The organism is Carboxylicivirga fragile, from assembly GCF_050589805.1.
GTDB classification, from domain to species: Bacteria; Bacteroidota; Bacteroidia; order Bacteroidales; family Marinilabiliaceae; genus Carboxylicivirga; species Carboxylicivirga fragile.
In genome coordinates this window covers 22880-36023 of record NZ_JBNGOY010000017.1, presented here as the reverse complement: position 1 = coordinate 36023, position 13144 = coordinate 22880, and the positions used below count along the sequence as shown (strand labels likewise).

9 protein-coding genes are annotated in these 13144 nt (G+C 37.3%); 4 read left to right on the top strand and 5 right to left on the bottom strand.

The features are described from left to right. Positions 1-6 precede the first annotated feature (6 nt). The 3 genes from ACRD7B_RS09340 to ACRD7B_RS09330 all read right to left on the bottom strand — a co-directional run bounded on the left by ACRD7B_RS09340 (position 7) and on the right by ACRD7B_RS09330 (position 4546). Positions 7-1176, bottom strand: a complete 1170-nt coding sequence (locus ACRD7B_RS09340; protein WP_430824265.1) for an adenylate kinase — start codon at positions 1174-1176, stop codon at positions 7-9. A 188-nt stretch (positions 1177-1364) separates the two neighbouring features. After that, on the bottom strand, positions 1365-2543 hold the full coding sequence (locus ACRD7B_RS09335) for a methyl-accepting chemotaxis protein (RefSeq protein ID WP_430824264.1): 1179 nt from the start codon (positions 2541-2543) through the stop codon (positions 1365-1367). A gap of 11 nt (positions 2544-2554) precedes the next feature. Next, positions 2555-4546 (bottom strand): 2-hydroxyacyl-CoA dehydratase, encoded by a 1992-nt coding sequence (locus tag ACRD7B_RS09330; protein ID WP_430824263.1) that lies wholly within the window; start codon positions 4544-4546, stop codon positions 2555-2557. A 564-nt stretch (positions 4547-5110) separates the two neighbouring features. On the opposite strand from ACRD7B_RS09330, the gene ACRD7B_RS09325 reads away from it, so the two are divergent. Together ACRD7B_RS09325 and ACRD7B_RS09320 are read left to right on the top strand one after the other, a co-directional pair. Beyond that, entirely contained in the window at positions 5111-6607 is a 1497-nt protein-coding gene (locus tag ACRD7B_RS09325; protein WP_430824262.1) for a glutamine synthetase family protein, read from the top strand. A 125-nt stretch (positions 6608-6732) separates the two neighbouring features. Beyond that, positions 6733-7209: a NanQ anomerase/TabA/YiaL family protein gene (locus ACRD7B_RS09320; protein WP_430824261.1), complete on the top strand. Its 477-nt coding sequence runs from the start codon at positions 6733-6735 to the stop codon at positions 7207-7209. 68 nt (positions 7210-7277) lie between these two features. Here ACRD7B_RS09320 and ACRD7B_RS09315 read toward each other — a convergent pair whose 3' ends face one another. Both ACRD7B_RS09315 and ACRD7B_RS09310 read right to left on the bottom strand, forming a co-directional pair. Then, on the bottom strand, positions 7278-8825 hold the full coding sequence (locus tag ACRD7B_RS09315) for a beta-N-acetylhexosaminidase (RefSeq protein ID WP_430824260.1): 1548 nt from the start codon (positions 8823-8825) through the stop codon (positions 7278-7280). Between the two features lie 227 nt (positions 8826-9052). Further along, entirely contained in the window at positions 9053-10657 is a 1605-nt protein-coding gene (locus ACRD7B_RS09310) for a fumarate hydratase (RefSeq protein ID WP_430824259.1), read from the bottom strand. Between the two features lie 118 nt (positions 10658-10775). Between ACRD7B_RS09310 and ACRD7B_RS09305 the strand changes: the two genes are divergently transcribed. Both ACRD7B_RS09305 and ACRD7B_RS09300 read left to right on the top strand, forming a co-directional pair. Further along, positions 10776-12140 (top strand): alanine/glycine:cation symporter family protein, encoded by a 1365-nt coding sequence (locus tag ACRD7B_RS09305; protein WP_430824258.1) that lies wholly within the window; start codon positions 10776-10778, stop codon positions 12138-12140. A 165-nt stretch (positions 12141-12305) separates the two neighbouring features. Next, positions 12306-13001, top strand: a complete 696-nt coding sequence (locus ACRD7B_RS09300) for a head GIN domain-containing protein (protein WP_430824257.1) — start codon at positions 12306-12308, stop codon at positions 12999-13001. Positions 13002-13144: the final 143 nt, after the last annotated feature.

Here is a 13144-nt window from a genome sequence, read left to right as displayed (position 1 = left end):
TAAAAACTAATCCAAGGATTTAAAACTGCTTTCGATTTCTTTAGAAATGCGACCAAACACTTCATCAAACGAAGCCATACCGTCTACAACCGACACATCATGCACTTCTTTATACTTCTCAATAACAGGTAAGGTCTTATCTTTATGCTCCTGAAGGCGTTTTACAATTTTTTCGGTGCTCGAATCATAAGGCATTCGTTCTCCCGTTTTACTACGCTGATTTAAGCGACGAATCAGCTCAAGGGTATCCACATCTAAATCAATAATCTTATTAATGAAAGAATCGTGTTTCTTAAGTATTCCATCTAGTATATACGACTGAACAAGGGTTCGAGGATAACCTTTAAATATAAAACCTTTGGCATTTTTCGATTGCTCAATCTTTTTCTCAATTAGTCGAATCACAATCTCATCAGGTACCAACTGACCATTTTCATAAAGCTCTTTTACACGCTTTCCTATTTCTGTTTTCTTTTCAATTTCCTCGTCAAGCATAGTACCCGTGGAAATAAACTCCAACTTGTATTTCTCTGCTATTGCACGTCCAAGAGAACCGCGCCCCGATCCGGGGTAACCAAATAATACTATATTCAAATGCTTCTTACTCAAAACATTATTAACATGCTTTTTAATAGCTGAGGTTACCTTTTTTATTGGTCGTAAACCATCAACTGCCTCGTAGTTACCTCGTTCTTTGTAAAAATTAAGAACAGGCAGAGTTTTCTCATCATATTCTTTCAAACGATTACGAATCACTTCTTCATTATCGTCCATCCGTCCGGAAGTTTCGCCTCTAGCAAGTAAGCGCTTAATCGACTCCTCTTGTGGCACTTCAATACTAATAAGCTTATCCAAAGTAGTGTTCAACTTAATCATTAAACCCTCCAGAATATATGCCTGAACAAAAGTTCTTGGGAAACCATCAAATAAAAAGCCATGAACATCCGGATTGCTCTTAATAGTTTTCTCAATAATTTGAACAATTATTTCATCGGAGACTAAACCACCCTCGGCAATAATACTCTTAGCTTCCAGCCCTAATTTGGTTTCTTCTTTTAATTCTTTTCGAAGAATATCTCCGGTGGAGATGTAAAACAAATTATACTTCTTAATAAGAAATTCAGATTGTGTGCCTTTACCAGCACCTGGAGGACCAAAAAGAGCAATGTTTAACATGGTGATTTGGTTTATGTACGTTATTAAAATTGAGTTAGTTGAAAATATCAAAAATAAATGGCTAAACCAAACAACAACTCCTACTCTTCCTTACTTTACCAACTTTCTTGACCTTAAACCCATATCATGACAAAAAAAGAGCACCTATAGCCGTTGCTACAAGTGCTCAATTGTTAGGAAATTATAATTTAAGCAATTTTACTTCTAATTTTTCTCTTCGTACTTTTTTTATTTATTGAAATAATTTGGGTTTCGTGAAACTCGTAAGCAGAAACCAAATTACTTAAGCTTTTGGCTGTAGACAACAGTTGCTCCGAAGTGGCACTTAACTCCTCTGAAGAGGCTGCATTCTCCTGCACCACACCATTTAACTCTTGAATAGCCGAGTTAATTTGATTGGCGCCAATATTCATTTCATCTGAAGCTGCAGCCACTTCCTGTATTAAAGCAGATGATTTTTTGGTTTGATTTACCAACTCTGTAATCTCTTTGAGAACATTATTAACTTGCTCAACACCTTCCTGCGTCATTTGAGTAATTTGATTTGCCGCAACAGTAGATTGTTCTGCCAATGAACGAACCTCTTTCGCAACAACTGCAAAACCTCTTCCAGCATCTCCAGCCTTAGCAGCCTCAATAGCTGCATTAAGAGCTAGTATATTGGTTTGGGAAGCGATCTGACTCACCAAAACAGTGTGTTCATCAATTTTCTTCATTAAACTAACTGCATCAACCACCTTGTTATAAGATACATCTAAAGATTTTTGCGCATCACTACTAATGTTTTTTGATTTATTAGCATTTTCTGAATTAGTCATGATATTAGCCGTCATTTCCTCAACAGATGTGGAAATCTCTTCAATACCACTAGCTTGTTCAGAAGCTCCCGAGCTTATACTACCAGAACTAGCATTAATATTTGAACTCGAGCTCAAAAGCACAGTAGAATTTTCATCTAACTGCTTCATCATAGCACGATTTGTAGTCACCAATTTATCAACAGCAATCGCAACATCTTTAATCTCATATTGCTCATTCAAGAATCGCTTTTCAACATTTAATGTCAAATCTTTATTACTCATCTTTTGTAATAATGCTGTAAGATGTTGGATAGGAACCTTTACCTTTCGTGCCAAAATGTAATAGGAAGAAAGGATGGCTACAATCGCAATCGGCACCGCCCAAGCTAAATGAATCAACCCTTTGTTACCAACCACAAAGCCAAAGCATGCCACCATGTCAATCACACCTAAAAACACTGTACCAATCAATAGTACAAATGATTTTTTAAAAGCCATGTAAACAAAAACCCAACATAAAGCTCCCGCTAATACAATTAAAATGATACCTAAAGTAAAAATATCCATGATTCTAATTTTTAATGAACTGATAAGGCTGTTCCAAATGCAACCAAAAATTGTGGATGTATATCTTTTTCGGGTGTAATTAACTTAAACCCTCTTTGCACAAATACTTCTTTTAAGGTTTGATGACTTTCAACTCCTCCAGTAAGATAAACTTCATACCCATTTTGTAATTCTGGTGGTAATAATTTGATTGCCTGAGTTGCTACATAATCATATAACCCTCGTAATATGGCTCTACGTCTTCGTTCAGACGCTTGTACCAAAGCTGAAACCACATTGGTAACGGCAAAAATCCCACAGGTTGTATTAATAATTTCACTCTCCTCAGCCTCCAATGCTAATTTATCCAGCGTGTCGTAAGTAAAATTTGGCATCGTTTGCTTCCATCGTTCTAATATTTGAACCAAAACCATTCCGGTGCCTGCCCCGCAACTTTTGTTCGTATTAATCCAGGGTGCATCATCCATATTGTTGAAATGTAAAATTTTTACATCCTGTGTACCTATATCTATTACTAATAAATTATCGCGTCGTTTAAATAATTGACGACAGGAACCAATTAGCGCATTTATCTCAGTTGTTTGCTTTTGAACCAAATTTTTAAATACAGGATTATCACTTCCAATACCCGCCACAGCAAGTTTTACGGGCCCATCCAAAGCCAATTTGCGAGTAATATCATTCAACAACCCTGGATAATCAATACCTGATGACACAATTCCACTTTTCATCACATCAAGCTTTTCATCAAGCAACATAAATTTACTGAAACCACTTCCAAAATCAACACCTAAGCGATAACCGGCCTCCACCATGTTTTCATTAATAGGCAACAATGATTTAAAATCAGTTTGCTTCACTGCAACATTTGTAATAGATGATAAAAAAGTTCGCAAGCGGAAATTAGTCGGCCCTTTTGGCATACCGAGAATACAGTCACCACCAAGGGAAACTACCTTTAGATTAATTTTTGTTGCTTCATTTTCCATTTCATGAAGTCGAGGTGCCAACAGCTGACAGTGCTCATGAGATATAATCATCATACCTTTGGCACCCATCTGCTTCGCTTCCTTCATGAAAAATTCAGATTTTTCAATAATATTCCCACCACGCATTGGAACATTAATCAGGTTCTTGGCAAGGTTTTCAAACAACTCATCGATTGAGAAATCATCAAAATTGGTGCTATCTAACAACTCAAAGTCACCTAAGAAATTAACGCCTTCAAAGGCCATGTAAGCCTTATTTTCATTCAATACACTCCACATTTCGGTGCGTCCGTATGGTATCAAACCAAAAAATGCAATTGGTACAGCATCTTCATCTAGCGTTTGATTTTGTGCATATTCTATAAATTCATTTTTTAATCGTTCACAAATACCTGCCGCTTTCTCGTCGCCCCACATAGGCAGAAACTGCATATGCCAGTGAAGAGGCTCCAAACCAAGATCTACTGGTCCATGTTCATGCCTAAACTGCCACAATTCCATAAATTGCTTACGCGCAATGGTACTTTGGTACATTACTTTCCTGAAATTATCGTGCGCTTCGGCGATATCCATCCCTAACTTAGCAGCCATTTGACCAAACAAACTTTTCATTTGCTGCGCCAAGTCTATATATGAATTCTCGTCGGTATAAACTGGTAAATCAATATGGTAGTGATCTGTGCCAAATTCCTGACGAAAATCTTCAAATACATAACTCACTCCTTCACAATACGCCGATGAACTAACCATTAAATCGGGACGAGGAATCAAATTTTCGAGAAGCGCTCCCTTTACTGAATTAATAAAACTACAACGCGGAGCAGTTAAACTTCCTTTGTTAGAAAGATCAATTATTTTAGAGTGCGACGCAAGCAAACTACTAAACATCTCTAAATTTAGCGGCACACAATTTAATGCCCATGCCAACTCAGAAGGAACCAAAAGAGATGTGGCCATTACATTCACATCTGGTTTAAACGATTCACGCAACAAGGTAGTTCGTCGAGTTATCAAACTTCGAGTTGATTTTAATTGAATCGGAGATGCCGAACTTAATGTTTCGCCACTTTGAGCTGAATCTTTGTAAAAACTTCTAAAAGATTCGAACGCCTTACCTCTTAGGTAAGCTTTCTTCTGGTCTGTTGTGTAGATATATTATCAATTTACGCGTAAAAGATTGCAATCGGGTGTTAATACCAGAAGTCATAAATCGTAACACTATTTTTTTGTGTTTTTTCCAAAAATATTTCAAACACCACCTTAAAACACCTATAAAGAGGGAGTTACACCACAAATAATTTCATTAAAAAATTAGCCTTTTCATAACCGATGTTAAATAGAAAAGACGATCGACAATTATTCATGATATTTTTCTACTATTACTCACGCCACCCCTGTGATATTAATTTTTAAAGAATAATTTTTCATTTATCACAAAATAAAATACCCAATTATTACCAATCCTGTTCTAAAACATACGACTTTTAATTTTTTACCCTATATCGATGATTTTTCTCATCTTTTAAATTTGGAGCAATCTCCATCTTGCAGCCATTATTAAAAGCTAAAACAACCATGATGGATAATTCAATAAAATTTAATCCAAATCCACTTGTTCAATACCTTAAAAAGCCAGCAAGTGACTTTAATAAAGAAGATATCATTGAATATATGGAAGTCAATGATATTAGAATGCTTAACTTCCGGTATGTAGCAGAAGATGGACGCTTGAAAACTCTGAATTTCATGATTTCAAGTCGCGATCATCTAGATGCTGTATTATCAGCTGGTGAGCGCGTTGACGGTTCAAGTTTGTTCTCATTTATGGAAGCCGGTAGTAGCGATTTATATGTAGTTCCACGATATAGAACTGCCTTTTTAAATCCTTTTACCGAAGTACCTTCATTGGAGATTCTTTGTTCGTTCTACGACCACAAGGGACAAGCATTAGAGTCGGCACCAGAAAATATATTAAGAAAAGCCATCAACCATTTCCGTCAGACAACGGGAAAGAATATGAAATTCTTAGGCGAGCTCGAATATTACGTAAACAGCGAACGCAGCAGTAATTTTCCAGCTTCTGATCAGAAAGGTTATCACGAATCAGAACCATTTGCAAAATTTGAAGGCATGCGTAAAGAAGCCCTCAAACTTATTGCTGAATGTGGCGGACAAATAAAGTATGGCCATTCTGAAGTTGGTACTTTCACTAACGGCAACGAAGCATATGAACAACATGAAATTGAGTTCCTACCAACCGATCCTGAACAAGCAGCTGATGGATTAATAATAGGTAAATGGGTACTTCGCATGCTTGCCGAAAAATTAAATGTTGAAATCAGTTTTGCACCAAAGATTACTGTAGGCAAAGCGGGTAGCGGATTACACTTCCACATGCTGGTTGAAGAGAATGGCAAAAATTTAATGCTTGACGAAAACGGCCTAAGCGATATTTCAAAAAAGGTAATGGCTGGTATTTTAGATGTTGCCGATGCTTTAACAGCCTTCGGAAATACCATTCCAACATCATACCTTCGTTTGGTACCACACCAAGAAGCACCAACAAATATTTGCTGGGGTGATCGCAACCGTTCTGCATTAGTTCGTGTTCCACTTGGCTGGACAGGCGGCGTTGAAAGAATGATTTTTGATGCTAATCCAAATCAGGACATCAAACCTTTTGATACTGGAAGCAAACAAACTGTTGAGTTCCGTGCACCGGATGGATCTGCTAATATTCATTTAATGATTGCAGGTCTAATAGTAGCTGCTGAGCATGGTTTAAAAATGGACAATGCACTTGAGGTTGCTGAAAAACTATACGTTGATCGAAATATTTTCAAAGACATGCCAGCAGGTGGTCTTGAGCAACTGCCCGCTTCTTGTTTCGAATCGGCTGAATGCCTTGATAAAAAACGAGAATTATTTGAAAACAATAGTGTATTTCCTGCTAATGTTATAACACATACAATCGATAAACTGAAGGCCTTTGATGACAAAGGCTTAAGCGAAAAATTATACGGAAAGAATGATGCTTTACGCGATTTAGTGAAGCAATACATTCACTGTCAATAATTCTTCAACACAACTAAACCTCAATGGGGAAGAGATTAAGAACTCTTCCCCATTTTTCGTTTCGCTCACATTAATTCATAACTTATTCTTTTTGACTATATTTGTGTTATAAAACTTCAATCAACATGGCTATATCAGGAACGGTAAAAACACTTATCAAACAATGTGATAAGTTGAAATTTTATAAGGCTCTTCAATACCTTCAAGCCACTAACCTAAATGAAATGTTTAAACAGGTTAGTGATGATACCCCATTAGTGGTTGAAATTGATCAAAAATCGATATTTGCCATTTTTCAAAGCTACGAAACCAAAGAATTGAGCGAGGCAAAAATGGAAGGTCACAGGAAATATATCGACATACAGTATATTCATTCTGGTGTTGAGCAAATATTAGTTTCACCATTATCTCGTATTATAAAAGATGCCCCGTACGATGAGGAGAAAGATCTATTTTTTCCTAAAGTGGCTGATTATTCAAACATACGTTTAAGCGCCGGTATGGGATGCATACTATATCCTGAAGACCTACATGCTCCATGCATTAGTATAGATGCACCTTCTCATGTTGAAAAAATTGTTATTAAAGTCGCTGTCGACTAACTCCAAATAAAAAGCCACCCAATACAAAGTACCGGGCGGCTTCTGAGCTTACTGATAATACAATCAATCTATTTCTTTATCCAAGGCACTTGTTTGGAAGCATAATAATCGACACCACGCTTTTCGAGTAGTGGCACCTGTTTACCCAAACGTACTTTGTAATCATCCCAATTTAAATGCTCAACTGGTGACCATCCGATTTCGGCATGCCCAATGATTCGAGGAAATACCATGTATTCTATTTCATCCATAGTTGAAATGGTTTCTGTCCACAATGGCGACTCTATTCCAACAATATTTTCTCTATTAATTCCTTCAACTAATTCCAAAGGTTTCCACATATAGGAGCTGTCAATTTCGATGTAGGCTGCCCAATGTTGTCCAAGGTGAGTCAATGAATCGTACTGCATATCAAGGTATACTTTTGTAGAAGGAGATAGAATTACTTTCGCACCCTTCTCTACACCCATACTTGCATTTTCACCCTTCGCCCAATAATGTACAATGGCTTCAGAATCAATGTCAGCATGGGCAATTTCATCCCAACCAACCATTATCTTATTGTATTTCTTAACAATATCCTGAGTACGATTAATGAAATACACATAATCATCAAGCTCCGTTACATGCGATTCATCGCCACCAATATGAATATATGGTCCATCCGTTATTTCTGCTAATTCACGTACCACATCATCAACAAATTGATAGGTTATTTCTTTGTCTGTACACAAAGTACTAAAACCAACCTTCATACCTTTATACAATTCAGGTGCCTTACCGTTACAGTTCAATTCAGCATACGATGCCAAAGCCGCATTGGTATGTCCAGGAATATCAATTTCTGGAATAATTGTTATGAATCGCTCTTTGGCGTACTTTACAATCTCTTTATAATCCTCTTGCGTATAGAAACCTCCGTCACCAAGCATACTAGTACTACCTCCAATAGTTGTTAATTTTGGCCAAGATTTAATTTCAATTCGCCACCCTTGATCATCCGTTAAATGCAAGTGCAATACATTTAACTTATAATAAACCAATAAATCGATAAAACGCTTTACATCATCAACTTCAAAGAAATTGCGCGCTACATCCAACATAGCTCCTCGGAAACCATATTGCGGATAATCATTAATCTGTCCACTGGCTACAATCCAAACATCCTTTTCTGTTGATTTATGCGCCTGTATGGCTTGAACAAAAGTTTGAACCCCAAATAGAACACCTGCTCCAGATGCGCCCGATATTTTAACCTGATCTTCATTTATTATTAACGCGTAAGCTTCTTTATTCTCTTCGTTAATAGTAGCATCAACACCAAGGTTAATACCGTTTTTTCCAAAAGAAGATACCTCATTAACAACTAAATCATTCCCGGTAAATAATTTTACTTCATCTTTTAACAATTGAGCAATCAAAGCTAAATCCTCGTCACCTTTTAAAATGTTAATTGAAGTATTTTTCGAGATCTCAAAAGAACTACCTGTTGCTAATAGTTCAACGGGTTGCGGAATAAAACTAACTTTCCCTAAATCGGCAGGAACACTCTTCTTACATGATATTGACATAACAAGTAATCCGAGAACAAAAACGACTAATAATGATCTTTTCATTTTGGCTTAAGCTATATGAATTTATTAAAATCTAATTATACCTTTCAAAAATAATAAAGATCGTAAGACTTCGAAACTAATAATCGTTAATTAATAAGAAAAGAAAGCAAGCTTAACACATCTTATTCTACAAAGCCTGCATCGAATGACGAACTACAAGGACTTTTGTAATAAAAAAATGGCTACTGAGAAAAACCCAGCAGCCATTTTTATAAATTGATACTTTATTACAGCTCTGCAAAAAAGTCGTTTCCTTTATCATCAACAATAATGAAAGCAGGGAAGTTTTCAATTCGTATTTTACGAACAGCTTCCATTCCCAATTCTTCAAAATCAACTACCTCAACTGATTTGATGGAATCTTTAGCTAATATAGCTGCTGGCCCACCAATCGAACCTAAATAGAAACCGCCATTATCCTTACAGGCATCAGTAACCGCTTGTGAGCGATTTCCCTTGGCGACCATAATCATTGAGCCACCATTTTTTTGAAACAAATCAACGTATGGATCCATTCGCCCAGCTGTTGTAGGTCCAAAACTACCCGAGGCCATTCCCTTAGGAGTCTTAGCAGGCCCCGCGTAATACACCGGGTGATTCTTGAAATAATCAGGCATTGGTTTACCTTCATCCAACATTTGTTTGATGCGCGCATGAGCTATGTCACGAGCCACAATTAAGGTTCCTCGCAAGTTCAAACGTGTTTTTATCGGATACTTAGACAGTTCTTTACGCACCTCATCCATTGGACGATCCAGATCAATATCAATAGCTGGAGCTAAATGTGGAGCACGCTCAGGAACAAATTTAGATGGATTCTTTTCCAAGGCTTCCAAGAAAATTCCCTCTTCGGTTATTTTACCCTTCACATTACGATCGGCACTACAACTTACTCCCATTCCAACCGGGCAAGAAGCAGCATGGCGAGGCAGGCGAATAACACGAACATCATGCACAAAATATTTACCTCCAAACTGCGCACCTATGGTACTTTCCTGACAAATCTTTTGAACTTTCTCTTCCCACTCTAAATCACGAAATGCCTGACCGCCTTCGTTCCCCTCTGTTGGCAAATGATCAAAATAACCAGCCGAAGCTTTCTTTACTGTAGCTAAAGTAGCCTCAGCCGAAGTTCCACCAATTACTAATGCCAAATGATAAGGAGGGCAAGCTGAAGTTCCCAGATCTTTAATTTTCTCTTGAACAAACTTTGTTAAATTCTCTTCGTTTAACAAAGCTTTGGTTTGCTGATATAGGAATGTTTTATTACCAGAACCACCGCCTTTAGTCATAAATAAGAATTCATAACTATTACCTTGCTCAGCATAAATATCGATTTGCGCCGGAAGGTTAGTTCCCGTATTCTTCTCCTCAACCATATTAAAAGGCACAACCTGAGAGAAACGTAAATTACGCTCCTTATAAGTTTCAAAAATACCTTTCGATAATGATTCAGCATCGTTTGAACCAGTGTACACATCTTCACCCTTCTTTGCCATTACAATGGCTGTTCCGGTATCCTGACAGGTTGGTAATTCTCCTTCAGAAGTAACAACCTGATTCATCAGCATGGTATGTGCTACAAATCTATCATTATCCGATGCTTCATCATCCTTTAATATATTTGCTAACTTTTGAAGATGCGTTGGTCGTAAATAAAAAGACACATCTGAAAAAGCCTCTTTTGAAAGCAGCTCCAGTCCCTTTGGATCTACCTTTAAAATCTTGCGCCCATCAACTTCAACAGTACTCACATAATCCTTTGTTAACAAACGATACGGTGTTGTATCCTTTGTAATAGGAAATGGTTTCTGATATTTAAAATCACCCATGATTTATTGTATTTATTAAAGCAAAATTTGTTTAATTCTATATGTAAATGCAAAACTAAGATATTTGACTCTTTATTGAAATATTTGAACTATAATTAGGAATAATTATCTTTCCGTAATGGAACAGATCGAAAACTTGATTATAAGATTTAGTGAATTCATTTGGGGCACACCACTTTTAATACTTCTATTAGGTGGTGGTTTCTTTTTCATGATGTACAGCAAACTAATGCCTTTTAGATACATTGGGCATGCTGTTGATATACTCAGAGGCAAATACGACGACCCAAATGAAGCTGGTCAGATCAATCATTTTCAGGCCTTGTCCACTGCTCTAGCCGCTACTGTGGGTATGGGAAATATAAGTGGAGTAGCCGTTGCTATTACAGCTGGTGGTCCAGGTGCCATATTTTGGATGTGGGTGAGCGCTGTAATAGGTATTACCACAAAGTTTTTCACAGGTACGCTAGCGGTAATGTTTCGAGCGAAAGATGATAGTGGTGAAATACAAGGCGGCCCAATGTATATTATTACTGAGGGGCTTGGTAAAAAATGGAAACCATTGGCCGTGTTTTTTGCGGTGGCTGCTATGTTTGCTGTTTTTCCAGTATTTCAAAGCAATCAGCTTACACAGGTATTTCGTGATGTTATATTAGAACCAAATGGTGTAGAAACTGGCTTTACCAGTGATTTAATAACTGGAATTATTATAGCCATAATCATGTCAGTAGTCATTTTTGGTGGTATAAAACGAATTGGTAAAGTAACCTCACGCATAGTACCATTAATGGTGCTGCTCTATATTTTGGTTGTGTTTTACATCATCTTCTCTCACCCCGATCAACTATGGGGAGCCATCAAACTCATCTTCACTGATGCCTTTGAGGCTGAAGCAGTGCTGGGAGGCGCCATAGGAACCATTATAATTACAGGAATCAAACGTGCGGCTTTTTCGAATGAAGCAGGTATTGGTACTGCTCCCCTTGCACATGGTGCAGCAAAGACTAATGAACCTGTTCGTGAAGGTTTGGTTGCAATGCTTGGCCCCATCGTTGACACATTAATAGTATGTACCTTAACAGCATTAGCGATTCTGGTCACAGGTGTTTGGCAAACGAGCGATGCTGATGGAATTACACTTACAGCACAAGCCTTTAACATTGCCATACCTACTTATGGTCCCTACCTACTGATACTCTGTGTCATATTTTTCGCCTTATCTACATTGTTTGCCTTCCCTTATTACGGTAATAAATGTTCGTCCTACCTATTTGGAACAAGGTCAAAAAAACCATATAACATTATCAGTGTTCTTAGTGCTGTAGTAGCAGCTGTTGTTTCAATAGATGTAGTTATTGCATTTATCGACTCGGCCTATGCGTTAATGGCCTTTCCAAATATGATAGCTGCTATTTTATTAGCGCCACATGTTGTGAGATCATCGAAGGATTATTTCAAACGTATGAAAAACAAGTCCAGTTAATAATCTGTTTTGTAACTTATAGAGATAGATAAGCGTCATATAAATTGAACTAACAATTATTCACATGAAACGACCATGCTAATTTGATTATCCAAATTTACACACTGTAGGATGATCAAATTTCATTGGGAGTTACATCTGACAAATGAAAATAAATTTAAACAGATGAAAAAGTATTTCGGCACACTACTATTAATAAGCTTGATATCTTTAGGTTTCAATACCATTCAGGCACAAGAAAAAGAAAATAGAACCATTGGTGATTTCACTAAAATTGAGGTTTCATCAGGCATCAACCTTTATATAACTCAGGGAGATGAAATTGATCTGCTTGTAGAATCTGAAAAAAGTGAATTACATAAAATAATAACAAAAGTAGATAACGGCACCCTTCGTATCTACAACAAAAACAGCTATAACTGGGGTATGAAAAAAGCACCTAAGGTGCGCCTGACATTTAAGGAAATTAGCAGTATTTCATGCAATGGAGGTGCAGATGTCTATTCTCAAAATACGATCAAAGCAGAAAACCTAAGAGTTACTACAAGTGGTGGTGCAGATGCCTACCTAGATGTAGTATGCAATGATGTATCTTTAAAAACAAGTGGTGGTTCTGACATTAAAATTAAAGGAACAACCAAAAACTTAAAAGCATCGGCAAGCGGTGGCTCTGATATTCACGCCAATGATTTAAAAGCTCTTGTTGTTGAAGTAAATACATCAGGTGGGGCCGACGCTAGTGTTTGGGCTGTTGAAAGCATTAGTGCAAAAGCTTCTGGTGGTGGCGACATCGATTACCATGGAAATCCAAAAGTAAAAAACATCACAGAATCAGGCGGTGGAGACATTACTCAAAAATAAACTCCAAAAAGAGGCTGTCTCAAAAGTCAAAGAAGAATCTTTGAAACTTATAATTTGAAACTAGCTTAAATATATGTTACCCCTAATTGGCTTTGCCGATCTTCGATTCCCCTGAAGGGGACTAAGCCTCCACTTTAGGGGAG

What these genes read in the sequence shown, in the direction of transcription:
- ACRD7B_RS09310 (WP_430824259.1), bottom strand. Translation starts at nt 10,657, where the DNA reads ATGGGTGATTTTAAATATCAGAAACCATTTCCTATTACAAAGGATACA.
- ACRD7B_RS09320 (WP_430824261.1), top strand. Translation starts at nt 6,733, where the DNA reads ATGGCTATATCAGGAACGGTAAAAACACTTATCAAACAATGTGATAAG.
- ACRD7B_RS09340 (WP_430824265.1), bottom strand. Translation starts at nt 1,176, where the DNA reads ATGTTAAACATTGCTCTTTTTGGTCCTCCAGGTGCTGGTAAAGGCACA.
- ACRD7B_RS09305 (WP_430824258.1), top strand. Translation starts at nt 10,776, where the DNA reads ATGGAACAGATCGAAAACTTGATTATAAGATTTAGTGAATTCATTTGG.
- ACRD7B_RS09325 (WP_430824262.1), top strand. Translation starts at nt 5,111, where the DNA reads ATGGATAATTCAATAAAATTTAATCCAAATCCACTTGTTCAATACCTT.
- ACRD7B_RS09300 (WP_430824257.1), top strand. Translation starts at nt 12,306, where the DNA reads ATGAAAAAGTATTTCGGCACACTACTATTAATAAGCTTGATATCTTTA.
- ACRD7B_RS09315 (WP_430824260.1), bottom strand. Translation starts at nt 8,825, where the DNA reads ATGAAAAGATCATTATTAGTCGTTTTTGTTCTCGGATTACTTGTTATG.
- ACRD7B_RS09335 (WP_430824264.1), bottom strand. Translation starts at nt 2,543, where the DNA reads ATGGATATTTTTACTTTAGGTATCATTTTAATTGTATTAGCGGGAGCT.